At 55.9% G+C, this 26,410-nt stretch carries 42 protein-coding genes; 34 read left to right on the top strand and 8 right to left on the bottom strand.

The features are described from left to right. Positions 1-11: 11 nt before the first annotated feature. The 16 genes from CGZ77_RS03030 to CGZ77_RS02955 all read left to right on the top strand — a co-directional run bounded on the left by CGZ77_RS03030 (position 12) and on the right by CGZ77_RS02955 (position 9,277). On the top strand, positions 12-494 hold the full coding sequence (locus tag CGZ77_RS03030; protein ID WP_094030928.1) for a M15 family metallopeptidase: 483 nt from the start codon (positions 12-14) through the stop codon (positions 492-494). A gap of 18 nt (positions 495-512) precedes the next feature. Then, complete coding sequence (locus CGZ77_RS03025) at positions 513-833, top strand: hypothetical protein (protein WP_157697501.1); 321 nt, start codon at positions 513-515, stop codon at positions 831-833. Further along, the gene (gene lysC, locus CGZ77_RS03020; RefSeq protein ID WP_094030926.1) at positions 830-1,081 is read left to right on the top strand and encodes an Rz1-like lysis system protein LysC; all 252 of its coding nucleotides are present in this window, start codon (positions 830-832) and stop codon (positions 1,079-1,081) included. Before CGZ77_RS03025 ends, lysC begins: the two co-directional genes overlap by 4 nt. Continuing rightward, positions 1,078-1,302: a TraR/DksA family transcriptional regulator gene (locus CGZ77_RS03015; RefSeq protein WP_094030925.1), complete on the top strand. Its 225-nt coding sequence runs from the start codon at positions 1,078-1,080 to the stop codon at positions 1,300-1,302. The genes lysC and CGZ77_RS03015 overlap by 4 nt, the downstream gene beginning before the upstream one ends. A gap of 13 nt (positions 1,303-1,315) precedes the next feature. Beyond that, entirely contained in the window at positions 1,316-1,747 is a 432-nt protein-coding gene (locus CGZ77_RS03010) for a phage tail protein (RefSeq protein WP_094030924.1), read from the top strand. Between the two features lie 25 nt (positions 1,748-1,772). Then, a complete protein-coding gene (locus tag CGZ77_RS03005) occupies positions 1,773-2,393 on the top strand; it encodes a phage virion morphogenesis protein (RefSeq protein ID WP_198344880.1) in 621 nt (206 codons plus the stop codon). A gap of 131 nt (positions 2,394-2,524) precedes the next feature. Further along, entirely contained in the window at positions 2,525-3,151 is a 627-nt protein-coding gene (locus CGZ77_RS03000; protein ID WP_094030922.1) for a phage baseplate assembly protein V, read from the top strand. Beyond that, positions 3,151-3,471 (top strand): GPW/gp25 family protein, encoded by a 321-nt coding sequence (locus CGZ77_RS02995; protein WP_232504853.1) that lies wholly within the window; start codon positions 3,151-3,153, stop codon positions 3,469-3,471. Before CGZ77_RS03000 ends, CGZ77_RS02995 begins: the two co-directional genes overlap by 1 nt. After that, positions 3,468-4,364: a baseplate J/gp47 family protein gene (locus CGZ77_RS02990; RefSeq protein WP_094030920.1), complete on the top strand. Its 897-nt coding sequence runs from the start codon at positions 3,468-3,470 to the stop codon at positions 4,362-4,364. Before CGZ77_RS02995 ends, CGZ77_RS02990 begins: the two co-directional genes overlap by 4 nt. After that, positions 4,364-4,942, top strand: a complete 579-nt coding sequence (locus CGZ77_RS02985; protein ID WP_094030919.1) for a phage tail protein I — start codon at positions 4,364-4,366, stop codon at positions 4,940-4,942. Before CGZ77_RS02990 ends, CGZ77_RS02985 begins: the two co-directional genes overlap by 1 nt. Further along, the gene (locus tag CGZ77_RS02980; RefSeq protein ID WP_094030918.1) at positions 4,942-6,570 is read left to right on the top strand and encodes a pyocin knob domain-containing protein; all 1,629 of its coding nucleotides are present in this window, start codon (positions 4,942-4,944) and stop codon (positions 6,568-6,570) included. The genes CGZ77_RS02985 and CGZ77_RS02980 overlap by 1 nt, the downstream gene beginning before the upstream one ends. After that, positions 6,571-6,852 (top strand): hypothetical protein, encoded by a 282-nt coding sequence (locus CGZ77_RS02975; protein ID WP_094030917.1) that lies wholly within the window; start codon positions 6,571-6,573, stop codon positions 6,850-6,852. It abuts the gene before it with no gap. Between the two features lie 29 nt (positions 6,853-6,881). Beyond that, a complete protein-coding gene (locus CGZ77_RS02970; RefSeq protein ID WP_232504852.1) occupies positions 6,882-8,144 on the top strand; it encodes a phage tail sheath subtilisin-like domain-containing protein in 1,263 nt (420 codons plus the stop codon). A gap of 46 nt (positions 8,145-8,190) precedes the next feature. Next, positions 8,191-8,697 (top strand): phage major tail tube protein, encoded by a 507-nt coding sequence (locus CGZ77_RS02965; RefSeq protein ID WP_094030915.1) that lies wholly within the window; start codon positions 8,191-8,193, stop codon positions 8,695-8,697. Positions 8,698-8,720: 23 nt separating this feature from the next. After that, positions 8,721-9,074 carry a hypothetical protein gene (locus CGZ77_RS02960; protein ID WP_094030914.1) on the top strand — a complete coding sequence of 118 codons (354 nt, stop codon included), beginning with the start codon at positions 8,721-8,723 and terminating at the stop codon, positions 9,072-9,074. 17 nt (positions 9,075-9,091) lie between these two features. Then, positions 9,092-9,277, top strand: coding sequence for a hypothetical protein (locus CGZ77_RS02955; protein WP_094030913.1), 186 nt, complete (start codon positions 9,092-9,094; stop codon positions 9,275-9,277). A gap of 67 nt (positions 9,278-9,344) precedes the next feature. On the opposite strand, the gene CGZ77_RS11970 is transcribed toward CGZ77_RS02955, so the two are convergent. Next, positions 9,345-9,491 carry a hypothetical protein gene (locus CGZ77_RS11970; RefSeq protein WP_157697500.1) on the bottom strand — a complete coding sequence of 49 codons (147 nt, stop codon included), beginning with the start codon at positions 9,489-9,491 and terminating at the stop codon, positions 9,345-9,347. A gap of 30 nt (positions 9,492-9,521) precedes the next feature. Here CGZ77_RS11970 and CGZ77_RS02950 point away from each other — a divergent pair, with 30 nt between their 5' ends. Genes CGZ77_RS02950 through CGZ77_RS02940 form a run of 3 tightly spaced genes read left to right on the top strand, consistent with a single transcriptional unit; the run spans position 9,522 to position 13,969 of the window. Next, entirely contained in the window at positions 9,522-12,317 is a 2,796-nt protein-coding gene (locus CGZ77_RS02950) for a phage tail tape measure protein (RefSeq protein WP_094030912.1), read from the top strand. A gap of 2 nt (positions 12,318-12,319) precedes the next feature. After that, positions 12,320-12,772, top strand: coding sequence for a phage tail protein (locus CGZ77_RS02945; protein WP_094030911.1), 453 nt, complete (start codon positions 12,320-12,322; stop codon positions 12,770-12,772). Continuing rightward, the gene (locus CGZ77_RS02940) at positions 12,773-13,969 is read left to right on the top strand and encodes a contractile injection system protein, VgrG/Pvc8 family (RefSeq protein WP_094030910.1); all 1,197 of its coding nucleotides are present in this window, start codon (positions 12,773-12,775) and stop codon (positions 13,967-13,969) included. It abuts the gene before it with no gap. A 60-nt stretch (positions 13,970-14,029) separates the two neighbouring features. Here the strand turns inward: CGZ77_RS02940 and CGZ77_RS02935 are convergent, their stop codons facing one another. The 4 genes from CGZ77_RS02935 to CGZ77_RS02920 form a co-directional block, all read right to left on the bottom strand. Next, entirely contained in the window at positions 14,030-14,458 is a 429-nt protein-coding gene (locus CGZ77_RS02935) for a hypothetical protein (RefSeq protein WP_157697498.1), read from the bottom strand. Positions 14,459-14,472: 14 nt separating this feature from the next. Continuing rightward, positions 14,473-14,820 carry an STAS-like domain-containing protein gene (locus tag CGZ77_RS02930; RefSeq protein WP_094030908.1) on the bottom strand — a complete coding sequence of 116 codons (348 nt, stop codon included), beginning with the start codon at positions 14,818-14,820 and terminating at the stop codon, positions 14,473-14,475. A gap of 3 nt (positions 14,821-14,823) precedes the next feature. After that, complete coding sequence (locus CGZ77_RS02925; RefSeq protein WP_157697496.1) at positions 14,824-15,636, bottom strand: hypothetical protein; 813 nt, start codon at positions 15,634-15,636, stop codon at positions 14,824-14,826. 78 nt (positions 15,637-15,714) lie between these two features. Next, the gene (locus CGZ77_RS02920; protein WP_094030906.1) at positions 15,715-16,371 is read right to left on the bottom strand and encodes a S24 family peptidase; all 657 of its coding nucleotides are present in this window, start codon (positions 16,369-16,371) and stop codon (positions 15,715-15,717) included. A gap of 148 nt (positions 16,372-16,519) precedes the next feature. Here CGZ77_RS02920 and CGZ77_RS02915 point away from each other — a divergent pair, with 148 nt between their 5' ends. Together CGZ77_RS02915 and CGZ77_RS11965 are read left to right on the top strand one after the other, a co-directional pair. Beyond that, positions 16,520-16,735: a Cro/CI family transcriptional regulator gene (locus CGZ77_RS02915; protein WP_094030905.1), complete on the top strand. Its 216-nt coding sequence runs from the start codon at positions 16,520-16,522 to the stop codon at positions 16,733-16,735. After that, positions 16,732-16,959 carry a hypothetical protein gene (locus CGZ77_RS11965; protein ID WP_157697494.1) on the top strand — a complete coding sequence of 76 codons (228 nt, stop codon included), beginning with the start codon at positions 16,732-16,734 and terminating at the stop codon, positions 16,957-16,959. Before CGZ77_RS02915 ends, CGZ77_RS11965 begins: the two co-directional genes overlap by 4 nt. On the opposite strand, the gene CGZ77_RS02910 is transcribed toward CGZ77_RS11965, so the two are convergent. Together CGZ77_RS02910 and CGZ77_RS02905 are read right to left on the bottom strand one after the other, a co-directional pair. Continuing rightward, positions 16,923-17,201, bottom strand: coding sequence for a hypothetical protein (locus tag CGZ77_RS02910; RefSeq protein ID WP_094030904.1), 279 nt, complete (start codon positions 17,199-17,201; stop codon positions 16,923-16,925). The genes CGZ77_RS11965 and CGZ77_RS02910 overlap by 37 nt on opposite strands. Positions 17,202-17,350: 149 nt before the next feature. Beyond that, a complete protein-coding gene (locus CGZ77_RS02905; RefSeq protein WP_094030903.1) occupies positions 17,351-17,590 on the bottom strand; it encodes a hypothetical protein in 240 nt (79 codons plus the stop codon). A gap of 89 nt (positions 17,591-17,679) precedes the next feature. On the opposite strand from CGZ77_RS02905, the gene CGZ77_RS11960 reads away from it, so the two are divergent. Further along, positions 17,680-18,015 (top strand): hypothetical protein, encoded by a 336-nt coding sequence (locus tag CGZ77_RS11960; RefSeq protein ID WP_157697492.1) that lies wholly within the window; start codon positions 17,680-17,682, stop codon positions 18,013-18,015. 270 nt (positions 18,016-18,285) lie between these two features. Here the strand turns inward: CGZ77_RS11960 and CGZ77_RS02895 are convergent, their stop codons facing one another. After that, positions 18,286-18,606 (bottom strand): hypothetical protein, encoded by a 321-nt coding sequence (locus CGZ77_RS02895; protein ID WP_094030901.1) that lies wholly within the window; start codon positions 18,604-18,606, stop codon positions 18,286-18,288. Positions 18,607-18,799: 193 nt separating this feature from the next. On the opposite strand from CGZ77_RS02895, the gene CGZ77_RS02890 reads away from it, so the two are divergent. From CGZ77_RS02890 to CGZ77_RS02840, 12 genes are all read left to right on the top strand, one after another. Next, positions 18,800-19,264, top strand: a complete 465-nt coding sequence (locus tag CGZ77_RS02890) for a YmfL family putative regulatory protein (RefSeq protein WP_094030900.1) — start codon at positions 18,800-18,802, stop codon at positions 19,262-19,264. Then, complete coding sequence (locus tag CGZ77_RS12730) at positions 19,254-19,565, top strand: ogr/Delta-like zinc finger family protein (protein WP_094030899.1); 312 nt, start codon at positions 19,254-19,256, stop codon at positions 19,563-19,565. The genes CGZ77_RS02890 and CGZ77_RS12730 overlap by 11 nt, the downstream gene beginning before the upstream one ends. 75 nt (positions 19,566-19,640) lie before the next feature. Continuing rightward, positions 19,641-20,165 carry a hypothetical protein gene (locus CGZ77_RS02880; RefSeq protein WP_094030898.1) on the top strand — a complete coding sequence of 175 codons (525 nt, stop codon included), beginning with the start codon at positions 19,641-19,643 and terminating at the stop codon, positions 20,163-20,165. Continuing rightward, a complete protein-coding gene (locus CGZ77_RS02875; RefSeq protein ID WP_157697489.1) occupies positions 20,162-20,494 on the top strand; it encodes a hypothetical protein in 333 nt (110 codons plus the stop codon). The genes CGZ77_RS02880 and CGZ77_RS02875 overlap by 4 nt, the downstream gene beginning before the upstream one ends. Beyond that, positions 20,494-20,751 (top strand): hypothetical protein, encoded by a 258-nt coding sequence (locus tag CGZ77_RS02870; protein WP_094030896.1) that lies wholly within the window; start codon positions 20,494-20,496, stop codon positions 20,749-20,751. Before CGZ77_RS02875 ends, CGZ77_RS02870 begins: the two co-directional genes overlap by 1 nt. Before the next feature lie 261 nt (positions 20,752-21,012). After that, positions 21,013-21,210, top strand: coding sequence for a hypothetical protein (locus CGZ77_RS02865; protein WP_094030895.1), 198 nt, complete (start codon positions 21,013-21,015; stop codon positions 21,208-21,210). A 252-nt stretch (positions 21,211-21,462) separates the two neighbouring features. Beyond that, a complete protein-coding gene (locus CGZ77_RS02860) occupies positions 21,463-23,898 on the top strand; it encodes a replication endonuclease (RefSeq protein ID WP_094030894.1) in 2,436 nt (811 codons plus the stop codon). A 3-nt stretch (positions 23,899-23,901) separates the two neighbouring features. After that, complete coding sequence (locus tag CGZ77_RS02855) at positions 23,902-24,087, top strand: hypothetical protein (protein WP_094030893.1); 186 nt, start codon at positions 23,902-23,904, stop codon at positions 24,085-24,087. Positions 24,088-24,117: 30 nt separating this feature from the next. Then, a complete protein-coding gene (locus CGZ77_RS02850; RefSeq protein WP_049251474.1) occupies positions 24,118-24,396 on the top strand; it encodes a hypothetical protein in 279 nt (92 codons plus the stop codon). Between the two features lie 286 nt (positions 24,397-24,682). Beyond that, positions 24,683-25,612 (top strand): KilA-N domain-containing protein, encoded by a 930-nt coding sequence (locus CGZ77_RS12410; protein WP_369830582.1) that lies wholly within the window; start codon positions 24,683-24,685, stop codon positions 25,610-25,612. 170 nt (positions 25,613-25,782) lie between these two features. Next, positions 25,783-25,947, top strand: coding sequence for a hypothetical protein (locus CGZ77_RS12235; RefSeq protein ID WP_198344879.1), 165 nt, complete (start codon positions 25,783-25,785; stop codon positions 25,945-25,947). Then, a complete protein-coding gene (locus CGZ77_RS02840) occupies positions 25,944-26,369 on the top strand; it encodes a DUF2335 domain-containing protein (protein WP_094030892.1) in 426 nt (141 codons plus the stop codon). Before CGZ77_RS12235 ends, CGZ77_RS02840 begins: the two co-directional genes overlap by 4 nt. Positions 26,370-26,410: the final 41 nt, after the last annotated feature.

The raw sequence follows: 26,410 nt of genomic DNA, 5'->3' as shown, positions 1-26,410 counted from the left end.
AGGAAATCAAAATGTCAGGCTATCAATTAGGAAAAACCAGCCTTGCCAAGCTGCAAGGCGTGCATCCGAACCTTGTCAAAGTCATCCAGCGCGCCATAGAGATTACCGGGCAGGATTTCGGCGTCAATGAGGGGCTGCGTACCGTGGAGCGTCAAAAGCGGCTGTTTGCCGCCGGCGCAAGCAAAACCATGAACAGTAAGCACATCAAGCAGGCGGACGGCTACGGCCATGCTGCCGACCTTATCCCGTGGGGCGATTTCGACGGCAACGGAACAAAAGAAATATCGTGGGCTTGGGCGCACTTTTACCCCATCGCCGAAGCGGTGCGCCTTGCCGCAAAAGAGACTGGCGTCCGCGTCCGCTGGGGCGGCTGCTGGCAGACGCTGAACGATACCGACAAGCCCGCCGAGGTACTGGTGGCCGATTATGTGGCTGCCCGCCGCGCCGAAGGCAAGAAAGCCTTTATCGACGGCCCGCATTTTGAGTTGGCGTAGAGGGATGGCATGAAAAGTATGATTTATGCGGCGGCTGTGATTGCGGTTTTGCTTGCGGTTGCCGCCGTGCAGGGTTTTACCCTCTCGGCGCGCGCAAAAAAAATCGATACGCTGACCGAATCCGTCGAAGATGCGAAAAAAGAGCTTAAGACGGCGCGTGAGAGTGCAGAGCTGTACCGTCGGCGGGTGGAGGAGCTGCAAGTGCAAAACGATGCACTGCAAATCAGGTTGGCGGCCGATGCCGGAAAAGTGCGGCAGGCCGCTGCCGACAATCCGCAATGGGCTTTACAACCTTTGCCCTCCGATGTAGCCGCTGCCTTGAAGGAGCTTGATAAATGATCAAAAAACTTTTCGCGGCGGCGGCGGCCGTGTGGTTGGCCGGATGTGCCAAGCCTGAGCCGGTTGTTATCAGGGCGGCGGAAACCTGCCCGCCGGTGCCCGAATGCCGAGCCGAAATCGGCGAAATCAAAACCAACGCCGACTTATTGGACGGCTTTATCGCCTACCGCGCCGCGTTTGCGCAATGCAGGCTTTACCGCGACACTTTGGCGGCCTGCCTGCATCCTGCCAAGGAGGTGCGGCCATGACCGATATTTACGACCAAGCCGCCGAAATAGAGGATATGCACCGCCGAATCGCACTGGAAAATCAGGCGGCAAGAACGGCGGGGATGGCCGCCGTCTCCGCCTACGAGTGCGAAGAGTGCGGCGAGCCGATACCCGAAGCCCGCCGTCAGGCCGTGCCCGGCTGCCGCTGCTGTGTCGACTGCCAGCAAATCGAAGAGCATAAACAACGCCTGATGGCGTAGAGGCCGTCTGAAAATGGAAAAACCTGAAAAACTGCGCGCCGAAATCGAAAAGCACCTGCCCGAAATCAAAAAAAATCCCGAAAAGCTGTCAATGTTTATCATGCCCGGCCGGGTAGTGGCGAGCAAGGGCACGCTCAGTCATGAGACACGCTTTACGCTCAGCATCCTGATTACCGATTTTGTCGGCGATTTAGACGTATTGAATGCCGTAATCATCAACTGGCTGCAAGACAATCAGCCCGACATACTCGGCCCGGGCGATACCGATCCGAATGCCTACACCATCGAGGCGGAGATTTTGGGCGCGCACAGTGCCGACGTTTTAATCGAGCTTAAATTGACCGAGCGCACGACCGTCCTTGTTGATGACGACGGCAATATCGAAATCGGCCATCCGCGCAATGCGAACCGAAAAGACCTGATGTCTGCAATCGGTGCTGATTAGGAGGCCGTCTGAAATGGTAAGCGGTTTGGATTTATACATTGACCATCTGGACGGCCTGATCCGAAAACTCAGCCCTGCGCAACGGCGCGGCCTGATGAAAGATATTGCCGTCAGTCTGCGCCACAACAACAAAAGGCGCATCAGTGCCAACATTGAGCCGGAAGGCGGCGCGATGATGGCAAGGAAAACCGTCCCTGCCGAACCCCTGCGCAAAAACGCCCGCGTCAGAGTGGGCGAAGTGTTGCAATACAAGGGGCATTTGGTGCGGATGCGTACCATCAAAACCGCTGCCAGTGCAGGCAATCCGTCGCGGCGCACCACAAAGCCGCATGATGCCGATTATGTGTGGGGGTGGGACAGCGAGGAAGGCGGAATCAGGAAGTATAAAAAAACCGAACTGGGCAAGCCGGGCGGGGTGCGTCAAAAGGCCATGTTTCGGAAGCTGCACCTGTACAAATATCTCAAGCAAAAAATTGACGCAAACAGTGCGGCGGTCGGCTTTATGCACGGCTTGGCCGCCTATATCGCCGCCGCCCACCAAGAGGGCGAAGGAAACCGCCCTGCCCGTACCCTGCTGGGCTTTTCGCCCGAGGATATGAGGACGATAGAGGAAACCGTCGTCCGGCACTTGTCCGAAGCGGGATGACAAAGGCCGTCTGAAATTCAGACGGCCTTTTTGATTGTCTCTTGTAAAAAATCCCCTTAATAAACCGCACCGCCCGCGTCTGCCTGTGGTTGCCGCATAATCAGCCATCGTATTGTCTGAGGCCGTCTGAAATGTATGCCGAACTCTCCCGTATGATTGCAAACCTGATTAAGCAGGGCGTCGTCGCCGAGGTAAACGCTTCGGCGGGATTGGTGCGCGTGCGGCATGGGGAGCTTTTGACCGATTGGCTGGACTATTTCGTCCCCGCCGCCGGGGGCGTGTCGGTGCATCGGCCGCCGTCGGTGGGGGAAAACTGCATTGTGCTGTCGCCGAGCGGCGAGCCTGCTAACGGCTTAGTCCTGTGCGGCATCAAGTCGTCGGCCCATCCGCAGCCTTCGGGCAGTGCGGACGAAACCGTGGTCAGGTTTCCCGATGGCGCGCGGGCGGAATATGACCATGCTGCGGGCAGGCTGAAGCTGTCGGGCGTGAAAACGGTGGAGGTGCAGGCGGCCGCGTCGCTGACGATAGACTGCCCGGCAAACACGGTAAAGGGCGCGCTGACGGTGGAGGGCTTGTTTACTTATCAATCAGGCATGAGCGGCAGTAACGGTGCAACCGGCACGACGGCGATAACGGGCAACTTTGTGCATAAAGGCTCGTTTGCCAACACGGGCAGTATGTCGAGTAACGGAGTGGTCGTCGATAAGCACGTCCATACCGGCGACAGCGGCGGCACAACGGGAGAGCCGAAAAAATGATGAATGCGGAAAACGGCCGCCTGATGCCGCTGCGCGGCCATCTGTCGCAGTCGATACGGAACATCCTTTTCACGCGCATCGGCACGCGCGTGCAGCGCGAAGAATACGGCAGCCTGCTGCCTGATTTGGTCGATATGCCGCTGAATCCGGTCACGCTGATGCTGTGCCGTGTGGCGGTGGTGGATGCGTTGGCGCGATGGGAGCCGCGCCTTGTGGTGCGTTCGGTGGACGTGGAGGCCGTGCCTGAGGCAGGCCGTCTGAAAATCGTGCTGAAGGCGGAAGCGGACGGGCGGCTTGAAGATTATGAGGTAACGTTGTGAGCGATATTGATTTGACCTTGCTGCCCGCGCCCGATGCGGTGGAGGCGTTTGATTTTGAGACGGTATTTACCCGCCGCAAGGCGCGGTTAATTGAGCTTTGCCCCGCCGGTATCCGTCAGGCGGTTGCCGCAACGCTGGAACTCGAATCTGAGCCGCTGACGATAGACTTGCAGCAGCAGGCATACCAAGAAATTCTGCTGCGGCAGCGCATCAATGAGGCAGCGCGGGCGGGGATGCTGGCCTTTGCCGAAGGTGCGGATTTGGATCACATCGGCGCGGTGCGGGGATTGGCGAGAAAGACAATCCGTCCTGCCAATCCGCGCGCCGTGCCGCCGGTGGAGGCGGTGTATGAGTCAGATGCCGACTTCCGCCGCCGCATCCAACTGCACCCCGAAAAGTATGCCGCTGCCGGGCCGGCCGCCGCCTATGTCGCACATGCACTGGATGCTCATGCCGATGTGGCCGATGCTCAGGCCGTGCGGGTGCGCGCCGGTACGGTGCGGGTTTACGTTAAAAGTTATTCGGGCGACGGCGTGACTGCGCAGGCGGTGTTGAATGCGGTGGGCAATAAGCTGTCGGGCGAAAACGTGCGGCCGTTGTGCGATACGGTGGAGGTGCAGGCGGCGCGAAAAAAAGAAGTGCGCATCGAGTACGAGGCCGAGTATTTGACCGGGCCGGACAAAGAATTAATTAAACAGGCACAACGGCAGGCGTTGAATGATTTGGCGGCGAAGTCGGGGAAAATCGGCGGTTTCGTCGCGTTGTCGAAAATCATCGGCGCACTGGATATGGAGGGCGTGAACCGCATCCGCCTGATTAGCCCGACCGCAGATGTGACCTGTCAAGACGGGGAATTTATCGTCATTGCCGCCGTGACGGCGCGGGAGGTGTGATGAGCGGCATTTTACCGTCTGCAAACAGCCCGTTGCAGCACGCATTGGCCGCGCTGACCGACGAAACAGATGCGCGGCTGAATGCGGCCGTTATCGGGCAGGTGCGCGATCCTACCGCCTGCCCTGCCGAATGGTTGCCGTGGCTCGCTTGGGCAAACAGCGTCGGCTTGGATGAGGGGTGGGATTTTGCCGAAACCGAGCAGGCCAAGCGGCGGCTGATTGCCGAGTATGTAACCCTGCATGCCCACAAGGGCACACCGTACATCGTGCGGAAGCTGTTTCGCGATTTGGACTTAGGCGAAATCGACATCATCGAAAATGCCGCCGCGTTGCGGTGGAACGGTACGGCCCAATTCAACGGCGTGTATCAGTATGGCGGCGGCGAGGGCGATTGGGCGAAATACGGTATTGTGCTCAAGCGTGTTATCAGTAACGCACAGGCGGCTGTGTTGCGCCGCATTCTCGGCCGCATTGCGCCGTTACGTTGCGAGTTGATTTTTATGGATTTCCGTTCTGAGGCGTTTAAATGGGACGGCACATTAGTATTTGACGGAACTTACAATTTTGGAGCCGCATAATGAGCAATTTTGAAGAGCAATCACGCTTCCCGGAGACGGGGCGCATGGTAATGCCGGGCGACAGCGTAATCGGTGGGCCGAATGCGCCCATCAACCTGACCTTCCGCGCCCTTTTTGACCGCACCCGCTGGCTGAAAAACACGCTGGAGGAATACAAGACGGCGGCAGGCCGCACCGACACGCAAAAGGCGGACAAGACAATCCAGCTGGCTGCCGGTGCGGGATTGACGGGCGGCGGTACGTTGGCGGGCAATCGAACGTTTGCTTTGGGTACGCCGTCCAAGATAACGGCGACGTCCACTAACGTGGCCGTGAGCAATACACACAGCCATGAAATCGACAAGGCAAGCCCTTCGGTGGCGGGCATCGTGCGTACCAACAACACCCTGACAGGAACGTCGGACAGTGAGGCATTGTCGGCCGCGATGGGTAAAAAGCTAAACGACGAAAAGCTGGGCAATAGGGGCGACCAAATCATTACGGACGGCATGCTGACCGTCGGCCGTGCAAATACGTGGAATAAGTTCAGTATGTTGTCAGGTCAAGGAAAATGGATTTTCGAGGCGCACCCGTCGGCTGCCGAAACAGTGGCGGACAGCATCCGTTTCAACTTTAAATTTGAGGAGCCGGGCAAAAAGGCAAAAGTTTTACGGTTTCATGCGATCGGAGATGCGGGGGAGACGGTTGCTTATCAAAGCTGGGTAGCTATAAAGGCGGCAGAAGCGGCGGCAGTTAAGGCGGATGCTAAAAGGCTGACTAATGAAGACCTTAACAGCATTACTTTTCCGGGCTTGTACGGGCAGGCATTAAACGTGCATGCCACCGCAGAGCGCAATTATCCCGTGCAAAAAGCAGGCAGCCTGTTGAGTTTGCCGTCTGCGTATAACAGCGATACCGATATCGCTTCGCATCAGATTTATATCCCGTTTGATACTGATGAGGTATGGCGGCGCGGCAAGCGCAACGGCGGCAACTGGACGGCATGGGCGAAAATCACCGTATCACCCGCCGAGCTGGAGGAGGCCGTCAGAACTGCGGCCGGCCAAGCCGTTTTGTTGACAGGTGCGCAGACGGTGCGCGGTGCGAAAACCTTTTCAGACGGCCTCAAAACGGCCACTCCTGCGGCGACCAGCAACGATACGTCAGTGGCGACGACGGAGTTTGTCAAGCGGATGATCGAAGGAGTTGTCAGGAAGGCCGGCAGCTTTACACTGCCTGCAACGGCAAATGGGCAGACGGCTAATCAGATGGCCTGTGATTGGCAAACTATTGCCTACCCTGACGGACGTATCGTCCACAGGTACCACATCAAGCACACACGCGACATCTATTTCGAGCCTGAGGATGACAATGTGGCGGCCGTTAATGTCGGCGGCAAAGGGGTAACGATAGCCCTGCCGTTGATATCCGCCATGCCGGGTGCGGTTTTCGAAGTGCGCGCACAAGTTATACGGGCGACAAAGCGGGAGCAGTCGTCTACTTATAACAATGAGGCGGCCGAACAGGCAATAGCCTGGAACCTCCTAAAACAGGAGGGCAATTTAAACAAAGTTTATTTGGACATGGCCCGCACGCGTGGCAGCTATAGCGAGCCTGTCGATATCCTTGTTTACGTGGAGGGTTATTAAATGGGGAATTTGAAAGTAGCCGCTTACGCCAAATCTGTCTGTATTGCCGCCGACCAACTGATTAACGCCGTGCTGGGCGGCTGGCCGGACGAGACGTTTTCCGCCCGCGCCTACCGGCTCGGCGTGCTGGATGGCCGCGCAGGTTGGCGGCGCGTCGTTTGGTTAATCAACAAACTGTTTTGGTGGCAGAAAAACCATTGCCGGGGCGCATATGCAAAAGAGAGCAGTCGGCGGCACTTTCCGCCTAATGAGGACAGGCGGGCGGCTGTCGGTTGTAAATAACGCCGCAAAAAGCATAGGGGCTGTCCAGTTTGGGCGAAATCGCGCATATTGGGCGTCTGATAAATCACAAGTTGCGGACACACATAGGAAAAAATATGAGCCAAAGACACCACGGCATCACAGCAAAAGAGTACACGGAGGGCATTCGCCCTATTTCGGATATTTCGACCGCCATCATCGGCATGGTTTGCACCGGCGAGGATGCGGACGCAAAAGCGTTTCCGCTCAATACACCCGTTTTCCACGCCTCGGCCTATCAGGCTTTGGGCAAGGCAGGCAGCAAGGGTACGTTGGCTAAATCGTTGGATGCGATTGTGGATCAGGCCGACGCGCAAATCGTCGTCGTCCGGGTGGCTGCCGATAAAAATGCCGACCAGCAAAAGGCGAACGTCATCGGTACGGCCGAAGGCGGGGTTTATACCGGCCTGAAAGCCCTTGCCCGCTCCAAAGCGGCAACCGGATTTGTGCCTAAGATTTTAGGCGTGCCGGAACTGGACAGCCAAGATGTTGTTACCGAGTTGGCGGGCATTGCCCAAGCTACCCGCGCTTTTGTTTACGCTTCGGCGGGCGGCGCGGCGGATATTTCCGAGGTTAAGAGCTATAAAAACAATTTCGGCCAGCGCGAAGTGATGCTGATTGATAACGAGTTTATGGCTTTTGATGCGGCCAGCGGTAAAAACGACACGGCAGCCACGATTGCCCGCGTATTGGGCGCGCGCGCCAAACTGGATGCGCAAATCGGCTGGCACAAGTCGATTTCAAATACCGAAATCAACGGCGTAAGCGGGCTTAAATTTGCGCGCAGTTTCGATATTTTGGATGCCAACTGCGAGGCCAACACGCTGAATAATGCCGACGTTTCGACACTGGTGCGCGAAAAAGGATTCCGCGTATGGGGTAACCGCACCTGTTCGGCCGACCCGATGATGGCTTTCGAGGTGGCCGTGCGAAGCGCGCAAATCATTCAGGAAACGATTGCAGGCGGTTTCTTGTGGGCGATTGACAAGCCCATGCACCCGAGCCTAATCGAAGATATTTTGATGGGTATTAACGCCAAGCTGGCCGAATTTGTCGCGCAAGGCCGCATTTTGGGTGCGCGTGTTTATCTCGACCGCGCAAAAGTAACTGAAACGGCAGTCGCATCGGGTCAGTTTCCGGTCAGCTACGAATGGACGTATGTGCCGCCGCTGGAAAATCTGCTGATCGAGCAGCACAATACCGATACGTTCTTCGTTAATTTGGTTGAGAAAACAATCAGCTTTGCCAACACGCTGAGACCGACAACCGTTTAAACAAAAGGCCGTCTGAAATATTCGGACGGCAAAGGAGTCAAAAAACATGAAAATGCCTAAGGTATTGAAAGGCTTTAATGCCTTTGTGGACGGCGAAAACCAGTACGGCGTAACCGTTGATATTACCCGCCCCAAAATCACGCGCAAAACGGAAGACTACACGCCGGGCGGCGCGATGACGGAAATGACCGTTGTCCACGGGTTTGAAAAGCTGGAATTGGAGATTACCAGTAAGGGCTATGATGCCGATATGCTGAAATCAATGTCGTCCAGCATTTCGGGCAAACTGATCCGCTATCAGGGCGCATTGCAGGAAGAGGACGGCCAAGAATATCGGGTTTTGCGCGGCGAGGCGCGGGGCCGCATCATCGAAGCCGACCCGGGCAGCGACAAACAGGGCGAAGGCGGCGAGCATAAATTTAAAATTGCGCTTGTCTACTGGAAAGAGACGCTGGACGGCGAGCCGATTGTGGAAATCGATGTGATTGGAAACAAGGCCGCATTCGGCGGCAAAGACGAGCGCGAAGGATTGCGCGCGGCATTGGGTATTTAATATTTGGGAAATAAGGAATTGCCATGAACGAGCAGACCATCAGAATCAATGAGGACGGCACATTGACCGTCGGCCTCTCAAACGGCGACAAGTACACCTTGCGCGAGCCGCTGGCTAAGGACATGGACGGATTGGGGCAGGATTTGGTTAAAATCAAGCATACCGATTCCGTGCAAAAAATCTTGGCGCGCATCGCCACACCGCCGCTGACACGTCTCCAATACGGCAAATTGAGCCTGTCTGACGCGCAGGTTTTAAATACTGCTTTGGATTTTTTTTCCGCGCCGCCGAAGGCGAAAGCGGAGATGCGGGAAGCATTGCAGGAATTGGGCTACCTTGCGGCGTCCGAATCCGAGCAGACGACTTCGGCGCAATAATTGCCGCCTGCCCGGATATGTGGCAGGCCGCTGCCGACAGTGAGCTGCGTTTTTTTAATAACGTGACGGATTGCATGGTGCAATGCGCGGCCGTATTCGGCGGCGGTACGGCCGGATACGGCGGTTACAGGCTGCCGGATTTGCTGAGGTATACCGACAAGGCAATCGAGCTGGTTGAAAGCAGCAAGCCCGAAGAGGAATAAAAACAGGCCGTCTGAAACGTTGCCGCAATGCGCGGTGTTTCAGACGGCCTTTAAATTGTTCGGGCAATCAGGCAAATAGGAGGGATAAGATTACGATGCCGCCGACTGCCAAAATAGCGAGGGAGATTAAGAAAACGGCAAATGCACTAAGCAGGCCGTAGAAGATGGCGAATATTTCGTAGAGGCCGAAGCCGTTTGTGTAGGTTTTATTCATGGCCGCTCCCGTGTGTAAAGGATTAAAAGGATGGCAAAAAAAGATTTAGTGATAAACGTCATTATGACTGCGAGCGACAAAGCAAGCAAGGGTTTTGAGAAGCTGCGCCGCAGTAGTCAGACGTTGTCTGCCGAATTGTCGAGGCAAACCGATGCGCTGCGGAAGACAGAAAAGGCGCAAAAGGCGTTGGAGAGATTCAGCCCGGCAATAGAAGAATATAAGCGGTTAGGTGAGGCCGTGCTAAAAAATAGGCAGGCGCAGAAGGTGTTGGCGGCCGAAATCGAAAAGACGGGTGCACCGACGCGCAAGCAGGCTGCGGAGTTGGAAAGGCTGGCGGCGGAAGGCCGCAAGCTGTCCGCCATGCACGACAAACAACGGGGCGAGTTGTCGAAGCTGGGGAATACGATGAAGGCAGCGGGCGTGTCTACGCGCAATCTGAAGCAGGCGCAAGAAGCCTTGGCGCAGCGGCATAAAGATGCGACGACGGCTGTGGAGCGGCAGCGGATGGCATTAGACAAATTAGCCCATGCGCAAAAAAGCATAGACCGTGCCCGTGACAGGTCGGCAACGCTGCGAAATGCCGGATTCGGTGCGATGGCCCAGGCATATTCGATTGGTCGCCCGCTGCAACATGCGGCGGTTGGCGCGATGAGCGAAGAAGATGCGATGCTGGGCGTGGTGCGTCAGGTGTCGGGGTTGAAAAATGCCGACGGCAGCCTGAATAAAAAGGCAATAGCCGAGATGCGGGCGGAAATTCAGGGGCTAAGCCGCGAAGTGCCGATGAGTACGCTCGAACTAATGAAAATGTACGAACTCGGCGCGAAGATGGGGCGGACGCGGGAAGAGCTGCGGGAGTTTGTCCTTGAGGCCGTGAAAGCGTCAAATGCGTTTCAGTCGGACGATTATGAAAAACTGACCGAAAACTTAGGGCGCATCCGCGAAAACTTTAAATTGTCGAAACAAGAGGCCATCGAGCTGACCAACGTCATCAATTACCTTGACGACAACGCATTGGTGTCGGGAGACCAGCTAATCGACTACATGAATCGCGTGTCGGGCAGTATGGGGCTGGCGAAGATGAACGAGAAGCATGTGGCCGCACTCGGTTCTGCGTTGATTTCGACCGGGGTGGAGTCGGAAACCGCCGCGCGTGCCGTCGGAACATTGATGACGCGGCTAGGTACCGCGCCGGATATGAAGCCGGTGCGCGAGGGGTTGGCGGCAATCGGGCTGGACGCAAAAGCCGTGCAAAAGGGTATTGTCGAGGACGCACAGGGCACGTTGGAGAAAATAGTCGCGGCCGTGAAAAAACTGCCGAAGGAGCAGCAGGCGGGCGTTTTGAAGGACTTGGCGGGCGGCGAGTTTAACCGCGTTTTTGCGCAGTTGATTTCCAATACGGAACTGTGGGGCGAACAAATCAAACTGGCTACGTCAAAAGATGCGTTAGGGAGTTTGGATGCCGAGTTCTCCATCCGCGTAGAGGCTATGAGTTCAAAGTGGCAGATGTTTAAAAATAGGCTTTTCAATACCGAAACGGGCGTCGGACGGCATCTGTTTGACAGCATCGAGTGGGGGATGAATTTAGTCGGCGGGCTGCTGGACAAGTTTGACCAGTGGGTGGCCAAACATCCGCAGGCAGCGGCGGCACTTGCCAAGACTGCGGTGGCGGTTACGGTGTTGCTGGCTGTGTTGGGTACGCTGCTGGTGGCGATGTCCACCTTCTTGCTGCCGATGGCTATGATACGGTTTGGGTTTGGCGGTATGGGCGCGGCCGTGATGCGGTTTATCCCGCTCCTTTCGTCGGCGGCGGGATTTCTCGGCCGTCTGGGGGCTGCCCTGCTCTCTTTTGGCGCAAAAGCCGCCGTATTCCTTGTGACTAACCCTTTTGGCTGGGCGATTCTCGCCGTTGCCGCGTTGGCCGCGCTTTATATCTATTGGGATGAGGTTAAAGCCGCTTTGATTCAGGGGTGGCAATGGATAGACCAAACCTTTGCCGACAATCCGGTGCTTAACTTTATTTTTCCCATCGTCGGGGCGGCGCGGCTGCTGGTCAACAACTGGAGCAGTCTGACGGCCTCGCTGTCGGCGGGCTGGGAGTGGATTAAAAACGCCTTCCGCGAAAACCCGATACTGTATGTGCTGACCGGGCCTGTCGGGATGATTGCGCTGCTGATCCAAAACTGGGAGCGGCTCAAAGCTACGCTGACGGCGGGCTGGGAGTGGTTTAAGCAGCTATTTCGTGATAACCCGATTGTGGCCGCACTGGCCGGGCCTGTCGGTATGGTGGCCTCGCTGATTGCCAACTTCGACAGGCTGATTGCCAAGGCGCGGCAACTAAAAGAGGCGTTCAGCGGCCTGAACATCACCGAAAGAATCAATGCGCCGTTTCGCAGTCTGGGCCGTGTTTTTGACGGCAAAGGGTTTTCCGTCGGCGGATATACCGGCGCGGGCGGTGTGAACGAAGCGGCGGGCATCGTGCATCGCGGCGAAGTTGTCTTTTCGCAGCGGGACGTGGCTAAGTTCGGCGGCTGGCGGGCGGTGGAGGCAATCCGTCGCGGCGGTGCGGGGCTGTTGGCGCGGTTGGCGGAAAAGGTCGGAGTGCCGAGCGGCGGCAGTGCGCCGCGAAATGCGGGCGTGCAGGCCGTCCGGCGCGGCGGGTTTGCGGCCGCCGGCGCGTCGTTCGGCGGCGATACGATTACCATCCATGTACATGCCGCGCCGGGCATGAGCGAGGCGGGAATCGTCGAGCAAATCCGCCGTATTTTGGACGAGCGCGATGCCGACAAACGCCGCCGCGCAAACAGCAGCTATCGTGATAGGGATTGACTATGATTTTACTGGCAGCATTAGGATTTTTTGTATTTACCGTGAAAACGGTGCCGTTTCAGACCATGAGCCGGTCGAGCAGTTGGCGGCATCCGCATCAGCAGGTCGTCGGCGGGATGCCGCCGTCCCAATACACGGGCGAAGACCCGGAAGAGATTACCATTGAGGCAGAGCTGCGCCCTGAAGTTACGGGCGGGCTGTTTCCGATTGCCATGCTGCATAAGATGGCGGGTACGGGGCGGCCCTACCCGCTGATTACGGGCAGCGGCGAAGTGTTGGGCAGTTATGTCATCACGGCCATACAGGAAAAGCGCAGCGAGTTAAAGCATACCGGCTCGCCAAGGGCGATTGCGTTTACGCTGAGCCTGAAAAAAGTATCGGACGTGCCCATCGGGACAAAAGGCAAAGCCTTGCTGTTGGGCTTGGGTTTGGTGCGCAATCTGACGGGGGTGTAGATGCTGGACAAAATCAAGCAAGGCGCGGTCAAAGTATTTAAGACGCTGACCGATACGCGCGGGCGGCATCTGACCCCTGCGGCGGTGCTGACCATTAACGGCCAGCCGTTCGGAACGGAGGCCATGAGCCGGATTATTAGTATCGAGATGACCGACAAGCGCGGTTTTGAAGCCGACGAGCTGACGATTACGCTGAACGATTACGACGGCTCGCTGGCTATTCCGAAAATCGGCGACAAAATCACGTTGGAGATGGGTTACAAGGAAACGGGGTTGGTCGATAAGGGCGAGTACCTGTTTACCGAGTTCACCGCTTCGGGCGCGCCGGATATGCTGAGCATCACGGCGCGGGCGGCGGATTTGGCGGAAACGCTGGCGCAGCAGGAAGAAAAAAGCTGGCACGGGCAGACGCTGTATCAGATTGTCGAGGCGATTGCGAAAAAACACGGCTACCCGTACCGCATTTCCGATGCCTACAAGCTGGCGGATATTCCGCACATAGACCAAACCAACGAAAGCGACGCGGCGTTTTTAACGCGGCTGGCGGAGCAATACGACGCCATTGCCACGGTCAAGCACGGCCTGCTGATTTTCCTGCCTGCGGGCGAGGCTCAGACGGCCTCAGGCAAGCCGATACCGCCGCTGGAGATTGTGCGCGGAATGGGCGACGGGCATCGGTTTACCTATTCGGCCACCAACGCTTTCGAGGCCGTCCGCGCGTACTACACGGACAAGGCGACGGGGCAAAAAAAGGAAGTCGTCGTCAATGCGGAAAACCTGAAGGCGGAGAAAAAGTCGACGGCGGAGGCGGGGAAAAAGCCGCCGCGCAAGGGCAAAAAAGCAGGCAAAAAGGCCGCAGGCCGGACGACGGGCAAGGAGGCGGCGGAAAGCCGCAAAATCGATACGGCGGGCAAGAAAATCAAAACGCTGCGCCATCTGTACGACAGCGAGAAAAGGGCTTGGAACGGAGCGCGGGCGGCATTCAGACGGCTGCAACGCGGGGCGGCCCAGTTTTCAATCCGCCTTGCGGCCGGACGGCCGGATATGTCGCCGGAGACGCCGGTCAGCGTTAAGGGATTCAAGCCCGAAATCGACGGCGAAAAATGGCTGGTAACGGAGGTTTCGCACCGTTTGGACAGCGGCGGCTATGTGTGCAGCCTGAATTTGGAGGCACTGCCGGACTTGGAGGGCGGATGAATCATTTTGTTGGAGCCGCCGAAATGATAAGGCCGTCTGAAAAGGTTTCAGACGGCCTTTTTAACGTTGATTAGCCAAGCGGCGTAAATCATCTTTAAGTTTAATGGACTTTATATTAAGGGCGGCGGTATCAAATCTTCCGTCACTAGAAGTGATAAAAAAATCAATTAATGAAGGATTGATAGCATCAAGGGATATTCCATGATTGACGCAAAACCGTGAAATTATGCCTTTGATTCGATTAGCAGAAAATGTGATGTACTGTATGTTTTTCCGTTCACAGAAACTGTGCAAATGGTTTTGCAGTTCATCTTCGATTTCGGATAAGCTTTTTTCTCTTGCCTCTTTTACCCTGTTTTTTTCTGTAACCTCATTAAGTTCACGGGCATGTCGCCGTTGGAGGTAAGCCCCTATAATATTTCCGGTAACGAAAATGATAATGCTGAAAAGATTGTTCAGGATATTAATCAGCTTATCCCACTGATCCAAATCAGGCGTATTCATTATGCGCCAGCCACCCGTTTATGTTCGTCGCGTGCCAATTCGATGATTCTGCGGACAAGTTCGGGAAGGAAGCCGTCGGCAGGCAGAATAATCAGTTTCTGTAAAACTTCTTCATATGAAAAGCCGTCTTCTTTAATTAAATTAACAAAAGACCCGCCCAAGAACGCGGAATCAGGCACATCACGCAATTTGGAAAAATCGACCGTCACCGTGTCAAATTGGCGGAAAGCATCCGTCAAGAAGCGTTTGCGGAAATCGTTGCCGTTGCTGTCGGGATTGTCTTCAACCGAGCGTCCCCAAGGATCGTCTGAGAATTCCAGAATATCGATATATTTGTTGTTTGACATTTTTTACTCCGGTAGGCGAAAAGCCCATTCGATTAAGGTTCCTTGGATTATAGATGCCGATTGGCGGGCTGTAAACTTGCCGTTCGACAATATTCCTTTGGCAGTACCGCTTAGAATCAGCAAGTGGGATTCCGGCCAGTCTTCCGCACCAAGTACCACATTCGCCAATCCGTTGCCGCGCCCTTCGCCGATGCGGCGGCTCATACCTTGCTGCCACGCTTCCTGAAGGATATGGGCATCCTGCATTTCCTTGTAAAAGCGGACGCGCTCCTTGGTGGCGTGATCGACATAGGAGCGGGCAATACCGACTCCCAAGTCGTAGACCAGAAAATGGATGTAGTTGTCGTCGCCATGCCAAAACATATACCACCAGGGATTTTCGCCGGCGGCGTTGTCGGGGTAGGCGTGTTCGCGGATATTGAGCAGGACTTCGGAGATAGAAGTCCGAAGGTAGGAGAAGAATTTTTCCGAGCGACTGCCGATTTTTGCCTTCAGGCGGGATTCATACTCATCAAGCTGCCTGTAAATCGCTTTGCGCCGCTGCGCAAAATTCAAACGGTTGCCGGAATGAAAAAAACTGTCTGCCTGCGTCAAATCCCGTGCCGCCTTTAAGACGCCAAGCAGTTTGGATTCCAAAAACAGCTTTTTGTAAACGGGCGAACGTTTGCAGTCGAAAACAAAGCAGCCCTTGTTCTTTCTTTCGCGCTGTATATGGTTGACATGGGCGACCAAAGCCAAAGCCGCCGCCGCCGTGATTTCTTCGGTTTTCGAAAAATCCAGCTTTAATACCTGATGGGGTGAGTCGAGCAAGTTCAAGGCTTTGGCAGTTTCGTAGAAATTGCTGTACAGGCACAGGCGTTGCGGAAACGTCAAAACATACATCGCGCCCTCCCCTTACAGTGTGGACAAATGCCATGCGCCGCGCACGCGGCCGCAGATGGTCAGTTTTTCCAGCTTGTCGTCTTCGACGGTTTCGGTGCGGTATAGCGGGTTGTCGCTGATGACCAGAAGGCCGCCGCCGACGGAGGCTTGCAGGCGTTTGGCCTTGAGGCCGTCGGCGAAAGAGAGCAGGTAGACGCCCTCGCCCTCGAACCAGCGGACGGAGGTATCGACGAAGAGTACGTCGCCGTCCTCGATGGTGCCCTGCATGGAATCGCCGCGCGCGGTGATGACTTGGATGCGGGAGAGGTTGCCGCCGAGATTTTCGCGCGCCCACGCCTTATCAACATGGACGAAATCAACGACTTCCGCCGTTTCGTTGTTGACGTATCCGTCGCCCAGCGAGGCGATGACGTCCAGCCGCTCGAAGCGGATGCGGTCGTCGGCAAGGCCGTCTGAAAGGTTTTCAGACGGCCCTTCGCCTGTCTTTAGCCATTCAACCGACACATTTAGTGCTTCAGCAATTTCAAATAAAAACTTTGGATTTAGTGTTTCGCCTTTCGTGATTTTCCTCATCGCCGGATAAGACACGCCAACTTGCCGTGCCAAAGCATTCACGCTTAGACCTTTAGTTTGCAAAGCCGTATTAATTCGTTCAGCCAAAGTTTCCATTTTTACTCCCAGAAAATAACTTTTATATTCAATGATAAAACTAAAGTTTGAATGCAACAATTCAAAAAAAGTTCAATTTATAGTTGACTAGGTATAACGCAAGTTATATTATTTAGCCATGAATTAAATAAAAGTTGAAAGAAGTTATATGAACCAAGCAATCGAAACTGCAATTTCCATCATCGGCAACAAAAACCGCTTAAGCAAAGCCGTCGGCGTGAGCAGTGTCGCCGTGCAGAAATGGCGGGAAGGCGGCGGATTGAGCGTCGTCCACGCAGTCAAAATCGAAGACCTGACCGAAGGACAAGTTACCGCCCGCCAAATTTCAGACGGCATCAACCCCAACCAAGGAGCAGGAAAATGAATCAAATGAGAATCAAAAGAACCGTTTGCCACATTTTGTCGGGCATTTGGCTGCATACGGTAGAAACCGCAGGGCGTGAAAAAGCGGCGGCCATGAGTCCGAAATATGAGCCGCCGCGCATGTCCGAAGTAAGGGTCTACGGTTTCAAATATGCAGGAATAAAATTCTGCGGCTTCGAATGTCCGGATCAGGTATTGGCAATCAAATCAAATGCCAGCGAGTAACCTTTGACCGCCTTGCCATAGTCGCGCCAAGCAATATCACGCAAGCCGATGTCGTAAAAGATATCGAGGATTTCATAGTGGCGATCGTGATCGTAGGCGATGGAGCGGTAGGGCTTGCCCTCGTGAAGGATGCATAGCCGGCGGTCGGGAGCCTCGAAGCACTCGGGATGCGATTCAAGCAATCGGCTGACTGCATCGTCAAAATCGGGGCGGGCTTCGGTCAGGTATTTATCAATAGACATTTTAAATCCTTAAGTTGTTTGGTAAGAGATTCAATCTTAGGGAAAACGCAGAATGAATACAAGCAGTCTGCATCAACCAAGGAGCAGGAAAATGACCGAACAGGAAAAACCGCGCGCCCAAGGCGGACGGTTGAAAAAATGGAAAACGGCTATTGCAGATTGGGCAGCATACCGGCTGCTTCTGACCTTAGGCCGAATTCACTTTGAAGATGTTCAATCGCCCGAAGTATTTGTTGTGTTGCCTGCGCGGAAAACCGAAGCTCCATCTTCACGCTGCTGCGGTCAGACGCAAACTGATGGCAGGAGGCGGATAGTGTTTTTGACTCCGTGTCATAACGAATCTCAAGCGGCGAGTCGATTTGCAGGGGATAAATAACGGTCGAATCCATGTGTTTTCCTTCAGTTAATAGGAAAACAAATTATAGCGGAATGAAAAATAATTTTCAGACGGCATCAACCCCAACCAAGGAGCAGGAAGATGAATGTTAATGAAGCGTTTGATGTTTTGGAGAAGTCGGTGATGTACCCGCAACGGGTGCAGGCTTGCGAATGGTTGAATGCGGGCGGTTTTCCGCCCGCCGGAGAAGTCGGCACCGCGCTGGCGGTTATCCCTGCCGAATGGCTGTCCAATCCGCCGCCCGAATGTGTCGTGCAAGCGTTAGCAGCCGCCGGCTTTGGGCTTCATTGGGCATCTCATGCGCCAGATGCTGCGCTGCTGATGCTGCTTCCTCTCGAAGGTCGGGACGATCTTCAAGCAGAGCGGCCAGAAGATGGGCGGTCAGACGGTAATTCTGCGCCTGTTCCCGACCAATGAGCGGGTCGAGCCCTGCTGTACCGATGGCTTCTTCATAGCTGTTTTGCGGCATTTTTTTACTCCGTTGCAGGTTAATGGGAATGACATTGTAACGGGGCAATGGCAAAGCGGACAGACGCTTGACCCGCCGGACAGTCGGCATAACCAAACGGAGCAGAAAAATGAAAGAAATGAAAAAAGGCGGCGATGTCATCTCCGTCAGTGTGAAAGAGTTTGTTTATATCGCGAAATATATAGCCGCCGCGACCAAAAAGGGGGTAAGCCTTAACACTATTCTTCAGGAGCTTCGGGAATATTGCCAATCCCCGCCGCGCCTGCCTGAAATATCAGGTCGTAGCCGTTTCGGGCTTGCCCCTCTCCGATAAGTTCTTCAAAACCGGCTTCCACCATATCCGAAATCAGGCTCATGTATTCGCGCAAACCTTCGCAGCGGATGACGCGGTAGGGTTCGCCGTTATGAAGCACGGCCGCTGTCATGATGTTGCCGCCGCCCCCAAACGGGCTTTGGATAAGTGCAATGATTTTTAAAACGGTTTCGTCCCATTCGGGAAGACGGTCGGATTGAATGTTTTTTAATAACAAAGTTTCCATATTGGCTTTCCGTTAAATAGTTGTGTGAGAACTTTTATTTTAACGGAACGACGACAAAGCGGACAGACGCTTGACCTGCCGGACAGTCGGCGTGGGAGGCGTAGCCGGCGGCCGTGTCGCCGGTCATCGGCGAGGTGTGTGTATCTTAGCCTTGCCTTTGACGGCGCGTAACCAAGAAATATCAGGGGGATTTATGGATTTAATCAAACGGGCCATTAAAGATATGGCGCATTCGGTGGACGGGGGTTATGCGTCTGTTGCCGCCGCGCTGGGGCTTTCGAGCCGCACGGCCTTGGAAAACAGGCTGTATCAGGTCAAAGGGCAGCGGGTGTCTATCGAGGAGGCGTTGGCTATCCAGCGCATTTCAGGCCGCAATGATTTCGCGGAGGCGGTGGCGGCCGAAAGCGGCGGGGTGTTTGTGCGCCTGCCGGACGATGTTTGCTGTGCGGCTTTGGCCGAGGAAGAAATCAGCGCGCATTTTTTATCCGTTATCGCCCATGTGGGCGAGATGGTGGAGAAGTGGCGCAAATCTACCGCCGACGGCGAGGTGTCGGAGCGCGAGTTGGCGGATTTGCTGGATGTGTTCCGGCGCGGGGTGGCCGAACAGGCTGCGGTGATTGAACTGACTAAGCGTTATTTTGTGCGGGATGACAGTTAAAAACAGGGCTGTGAACGAAGCGGGAAGGCTGCGTATGCCTCCCCATCCCTGCCCGACTTGCGGTGCGCCGTGTGTGGTGCGGACAAGTGAGCAGCAGACTGCATTGAGCCGGTTGTTTTATTTGCGGTGTACCAATGCGATTTGCGGATGGGCCGGGACGGGGGTGTTTGAGATAACGGCGACGATTAGTCCGCCGAGCCGGTTTTATCAGGACAGCGGAAACACGCCGCCGGAAATCAGCGGTTGCGCCGAGGCGGCGGTGCTGGCCGAGCTGGCCAAATCTCAAGGCGAGCTGCTTTAAGTCTGACGGGTCAATCAACGCCGTTTGCGGACGGCGGGGTTTTTTGCATGCCCAAAAAACGCAAAGGGTTTTTAAATGACTGAAAATAAAGAACAAAATAAATCAAAAGATTGGCGGTTCGCGCCGCAGCCGGTGCGCCTGTACCGCAGCAAATATGCGGCGCGTTGCGTGTTTGCCATCCGTCGCAGGCTGGCGCGGGCAAAGACGGATTTGCTGCCGGTTATGAATGGTTTGGAGCGCGATGCGCGGCGTTCGCGGACGGCGGGTTCGGACGGCCTGATGCGGGACGGCGATGTGGCTGCTTTGCGGGGGCGTTTGTTGGGCAACGGACAGCGCGAGGGTTTGGCGCAGTTGGCCGGTTTGTGCCGTGAGATAAGCGGGCTGATGAGGCAGGTCAATCAGGTGGCGGGGGCGTTCGGCCTGCCGTTGCCGGTGATGTACGGCTATGAGGTCGGGGGGTATTTGGCGGCAATGGACGGGCTGGTATCGGAGCAGTTGGGTTTGGCGCACAAGCTCGGCATTGAGCCTGATACGGAGGATTTGAGCCGGACGGCTGAGCTGGCCGAGTTGGCTAAGCAGATGCACCGGGAGGCGGCGTGATGGACTTGGAAAAGATGATGGCCGATGCGTGTGCGCTGAGAATGCGGCAGTTGGCGGATTGGCAGGCGGATGCGGCCAGGCGGTCGGATGATATTCGGGCTTTGTCGGATGTGTTGGGCGGCCTGCCGTGCCGTGTGAGTTTGGGCGGTTTGGCTTATGTGTCCGTGTCGATTTGGGTGTATGACGATGCCGACGGCTTGAGGGTGCAGGATGCGCTTGCGCCGCTGGTCGGCAGCGGTGTGTGGCGGTGCAGCGATAGCGGCGGCGGCGACAGTTTCGTCCGTTTGGCTTCGGGGTTGCCGGTTTATTTATTTTGCGGAGATGTGTGATGGTTAAGGATGTTTTTATCGAGGCTGTTTTTGTGTTTGTACTGCGGATGGCCGTGCTGTTTGCAGCGGTAGTTTTGACGTTTGCCGCAATTGGCTGTGTGCCGGAGCGTCCGAGTACGGTGCGGCATGAGGTTGCGGCAGTGGAGGCGGACCCTGCGGCGGTGGCGGCAGAAGAAATGCCGATTGCGCGGGGGATTTATCCCGATTTGCCGTTTGAGCCGACGGCGGAGGATTTGGAGTCGGGTTTTGATAATTAAATTATTAGGTTGAGGTTAATTATGTACTCTTTAAATTTCGAAAATCAAAGCTACAACGGACAGTACATCGAGGTCATAGTGGCTGAGCAAAGCGGTGTCCGTGTGCATTTGTGCGAAAAATCAGGAAGCGAGATGACAACTATCTGTGCTGTTGAGATTTATTCGGTATCGGGGGCGATGCGTTTGGCGAACGAACTGAATGTTCCGATTAGGGTGGTGGATTGATGGCGGCGGAGGCCGTCTGAAAGGAGGGGTTTAAGTATGGCAACTTATTCGGTTTGGAATTATGAGGCTGCAGGCGAGGATTGGCGCGTGGCCGATGTGTTGGTCGGTAACGGTGGTCCGGTGCTGGTTTGGCCGGACGGACGAAAGCAGTTTTTTGCTTCGCTCGGCGCGGTGTTGTCATTTGTGCGCTCAGGTTGGCCGTGTGCGTACTTGGTGCGGGAGAAGGCGGTATGAAAATTTATGTCTGCAATGTGTGCGGCAAGGCAAAGCCGGAAACCGAGTATCCGGTAACGGTGCGGGGGAAAACGGGGCGCAGGCTTGGGCAGTGCCTGTCTTGCGCCGAAAAGCGGGCGGCTTACCGTAATAGGCGTTATGTACCGCCAAGCGAGGTAAACAAATTCCCGCCCGCGCCCGAAATACTCAATCATGTTTATTGGTCTAAATATTCTTAAGTTTTGATAGTTTAATTTAATCGGATTAAAAAAAATGGAAGCCCGCGCGATGTCCGCCATACGTTACCACCGCCCCGAGTTCGACGCCGAACGCGGGCGGTATGTGCGGTTGTCGTCCCGCGCTTTTGAGGCGGTGTCGCGTATGCCGCGCGCGCTGGCCGGACGGGTGCGGCGGGAATGGCTGAAGCGTGCGAACGGTGCGGGCTGCAAGCGTGCGGCGCGCGGGTTGATGACGGACGGTCGGCCGGATGCGGCCGATTGCTGGCTGCATGAGTTTGTGCGGCCTTTGTTTGCTTGGTCGGCCACGCTGCCTTTGGATGCGTCGGATGCGGATATCCGCGAGGAGGCGGAGCGGCTGAGCAAGGGATATTTCAGAGACGCGCTCAAGCTGCATCGGCAGGTGGGCAGTATCGGCCGTCTGGGCGATGAGGCGGGGGCGGGTGCGGCAGAGGTCGGGCGGCAGCAGTATGCGGCGATGCGGTGCGGTTTGACTGCTTTGGCCGCGCGCGCCGAGGCGGACGGGGTGGCGGTCGGCCGTTTTTTGTCGGGCAAGTATGAGGCCGAAAGTGTGCTTGGGCGGTTGTGCGACAAGGGTTTTGTCGGCCGACAGTTGCGCAAGGGGTTTGGTCGGGCGCGGGAGAATCTGATCCGTTCGGCTTTCGGCGGCGTGCACCGCCGTGCCGCGCTGTATGTGAGCGATGACGCGATGGAGGCGTGGCGCGGGCAGCGTCGCCGCAACATGGCCCTGCTGGAGGCGATGGAGCTAATCAATGAGCTGGGCGAGCGTTTTGATTTGGTGGATATTGTGGCCGCGTCGGAATCCAATCCGCGCAACCGTAACGCGGGATTGATGGTGAGAATTGCGGGCTTTGAGAAGATTGCGTTGGATTTGGGGCATGTCGGGGAGTTTGTGACGATGACGTGTCCGAGCCGCTTCCATGCGCGCATGTCTGCTTCCGGTGCGGTCAATCCTAAGTTTGACGGGTCGTCGCCGAGGGATGCGGCCAATTATCTGCAAAAGGTGTGGGCGCGGATTCGGGCGGCCTTAAAGGATGAGGGCATCCCGATTTACGGTTTCCGCGTCGCCGAGCCGCATCATGACGGCTGCCCGCACTGGCACGGGTTGTTTTTTATGCCGTCTGAGGCGCGCAAGCGGTTCCGCGAGATTGTGGCGATGCACTTGTGCCGCGAGGACAGGGACGAGCTGGGATTGAGTTATTTTTTATCCAACAAGGCGCGGTTGGGTCGTGCGCGTGAGATTCAGGCGGGCGAGCGGCGGTTGGGCGGCGCGGTGCGTCCGCTGGCTGCCATTTGTGTGGGGATGCTGACGGAGAAGGAGTTTTGGCATGGTGCGAAGTATTCGGATTTTAAAGCGGTGCAGGCGCGGGTTGATTTCAAGGCGATTGACTGGGGGCGCGGTTCGGCGGCGGGTTATATCGCCAAATATATCGCGAAAAACATTGACGGCAAGAACGCCTACGGGGAGAGCGTGGGCTTTGACGATGAGGCAGAGGGGGCGGATGTGACTAAGACGGTGGAGCGGGTGTTGTGCTGGGCGTCGACGCATGGGATTCGGCAGTTTCAGCAGGTGGGCGGGCCGCCTGTCGGGGTGTGGCGCGAGCTGCGCCGTCTGAAGGATTTGTCCGGGGATGGCGATATTGTCCGTGCCGCGCACGCGGCCGATGTGGGAGATTGGGGTAAGTTTGTGATGGTGATGGGCGGTGTGGATTGTAAGCGCGATGAGCGGCCTGTCCTCTTGTATAAAGAGGAGTGTCGCGAGCCTAACCGTTACGGCGAGCCGCGTGCAGACCGTGTGCGCGGAGTTGTCGAGTCTGAGACGGGTGTTTATGCGGTGTCTAGGGTTCATGAGTGGGTGTTGGGTTTTAAACGCGGCGGCGAAGCTGTCGCGCACGGCGGCGCAGCCGCCGCTTGGACTTGTGTCAATAACTGTAGAAAAAACGAGGCGGCCGCCGAAACGGCGGCAATTTATCCCAGCGTCATCAAAAAAGGCGGGGATTATGACTGGGAGGCTATCGATGTTTTGGATTGGTTGGCGGCCAATGGGCGGTCGATGCCGCCGGGCAGCGTGGTCGGCCGGGCGTTGCGTGAGGAGTACCGCGATTGTATTCGCCGCGAGCGCGAGGAATTCGACAGTGTGGCGGGTTTGTTTAAGGCTGAACTCGATAAGGTGTTGGCTGATGTGGCCGCTGCCGTTAAAGACGGCCGGCAGATGGCGGAAAAACGCAAGGTATGGCAGGAATTGACTGCGTTGTCGGCCGGTTTCGGGGCTGTTTGCTACGGACGGCGGCTCAGCAAGCCTAAGCCTAAGTCTGATGATGAGATTGGCGGGGAGCGTCCGCGCCGTTATCTGCCGATGCCCAAAAAATGGACGACGGAAGATGTGATTAAGCGGTCGGAGACGGTGCGTAAAGGCGCGGCCGAGTGGTTGGAACGTATGCGCAGGATGTGATTTATGGTGACGGTGCAGGAATTGTTTAATGTGATGCCGCTGTGGCGGGTGGCGCATTTGTTGGATTTTGAGTCGGCTCAGGTGGTTTGCGAGTTTTTGCATGACGAGGCCGTCCGAATCAATCGGGCGGAATGGTCGGAGGATGAGACGGCAAGCTGGGCGGATGGGATTTGCAGCAGTATTTATTGATTTGGGTTTTTGAGTTTTAAGGAGTTTGTTGTGGAATTTGCAGGCATTGACGATAAGGGTTTATTTTTTAAGGAGCTTGCGGAAGAGGTGCGGCAGGCGGCGCAAGAGGCGTTTTTCGATGATCGGAATTTGTGGACGATTTCGCGCACGGCGGCTTATTTGGGCTATTCGCCGAGGTATTTCAAACGGTCGATTGCCACGCTGAAGGGTTTCCCTGCGCCGATTGTGCTGCCGACTGCGGCACGCGGCGGCGACGAGCGGTATGAGCCGAAGGAGGTTAAGGAGTGGGCGCGGCGGCAGCGGAAGTAGGCGGCGCGGCTGTTTGAAGCCGCCTAAGTCCGCGAAAATGCTTGATATTTGCGGCGGGTTTACGCTTGACGGAAGAAAGAAAGGCGAATATGATTGCGCCATCACTTTACTAAGCGGAAACGCAACGCCCCGACAGAGCGGATTTTTTGCATCTGTTGCAAAATATAAGTCTTTGATTTTCTCCTAAGTCTGGATTTCCAGACTTGGAAATGCCAGTCAAAGGCGGGTCGAGAGAACGAATACAATACCCGGAAGGGGAATAAGTTCCGCCGACTTAGTACGGTGATTGAAGCCCGCCGCCCTTATGCGGCCATCCAATCAATTTACTAAGGAGTTCGTCATGAACGCAATCGCAATTTCTAATGTGGCTATCCGCCAAACCGAAAACAACCTTTACAATTTGAACGATTTGCACAAAGCCAGCGGTGGCGAAGACAGGCACGCGCCGCGCCGTTGGCTTCAAAATCAGCAAACTACTGAATTGATTGAAGAACTCTCCAAAGACGGAAATCCGTCTTTGGAAGAAAATCAACAGGTTATAAAAGTAGTTCGTGGCGGCAACAAACGCGGCACTTACGCCTGCAAAGAATTGGTGTATGCCTACGCCACATGGATTAGCGCGAAATTCTTCCTGTTGGTTATCCGCACTTTTGATGCCGTGATTTCAAACGGCCTGCCTGCCAAAACCACCGCCGACGACCGCACCCCTCTGCGGCAGGCCGTCGCCGCGCTTGTCGGACGCAAAGGCATAGACTACAGCACCGCCTACGGCATGGTGCACCAGCGTTTCAATGTCGGCGCGATCGAGGACCTTCCCGCCGAGAAGCTGCCCGAAGCCGTCGCCTACGTCCACGCGTTGACGCTGCATGCGGGGTTGGCCGGAGAGGTCCTTGATGCCGTGTCTGACCCACGGGGCCGGGCCGTTGTGCCCGACGGCGAAATAGCGGACGGTATCGCCTGCCTGCTGGCCCAGAGCTACCGTGCCTGCGGTTTTCTGAAACGCTACCTGCCCGCCTTCCGCAGCCTCGGGCTGGACGGGTGCGGCGAAATGCACGGTTTCGTCTATGATGCCGCGGCGTCCCGCGATGCGGTCAACCGCTGGCTGCATGCCAACCGTGGCGCGCTTTCGCGCCGTACCGCCGCCCTGCTGCCGGAGCTTGCCGCGTCTTATGAAGACGGGGGGTGTGTCCGTTATCCTTTGGTTTGGGCGCAGTAAAAAAGGCCGTCTGAAGTTTTCAGACGGCCTTTTTAGTCGAGCAGGCTGCGGATGTGGGCGGCGCGGCTGTTTAAAGCCGCCTATGTCCGCGAAAATGCTTGATATTTACGGCGGGCTGCCCTAATATGGCCGTGTATTGAATTTTGATTGGCCGACAGAGAGGAAATGACATGGACAAACGGAAAAAAGCAAATCTCTATGCCGTCCTGCTCGGCATAGGCTCGCTGTTGAGCCTGTTCCATCCTGCGAAAGCAATCGCTCAAACCAATCCTGCCGACGACTTGAAAAATATCGGCGGCGATTTTCAACGCGCTATGCAGAAAGCGCAGAAATGACCCGCAACTCTCCGGACACGGCGCAACAGGCGGTCGAGACCGTCGTCAAATCCCCGGAGCTGGTCGAACAAATCTTGTCCGACGAAAGTGTGCAGGTGATGATTGCCCAACGCTTCCATTCGGGGCCGTTGCCCTCGCCGTCGGATTTGGCGCAATACAATGCGATTATCAGTCGCGGCGCAGACCGCATTATGACAATGGCTGAACAAGAGCAGGCAATGCGCCATGAAACGGCGCGGCAGAACCATGCCTTCAACAGGCGCGGGCAGGTATACGGTTTTGCCAGTGTTATTCTGATTCTGCTTTTTGCCGTCTTCCTCGTATGGCGCGGCTACCCGGTAACCGCCGCCTCGCTGATTGGCGGCACGGTGGTCGCCTTGGCGGGTGTCTTTGTGATAGGAAGAAGACAAGATAAAAATTAAACCCGCGTAGATATAAAGGCCGTCTGAAGTTTTCAGACGGC

Origin of the sequence: Neisseria sp. KEM232 (assembly GCF_002237445.1) — a bacterium.
Taxonomy (GTDB): Bacteria; Pseudomonadota; Gammaproteobacteria; order Burkholderiales; family Neisseriaceae; genus Neisseria.
The sequence above is the reverse complement of the archived record's forward strand: the minus strand, read 5'-3'. Positions and strand labels throughout refer to the sequence as shown.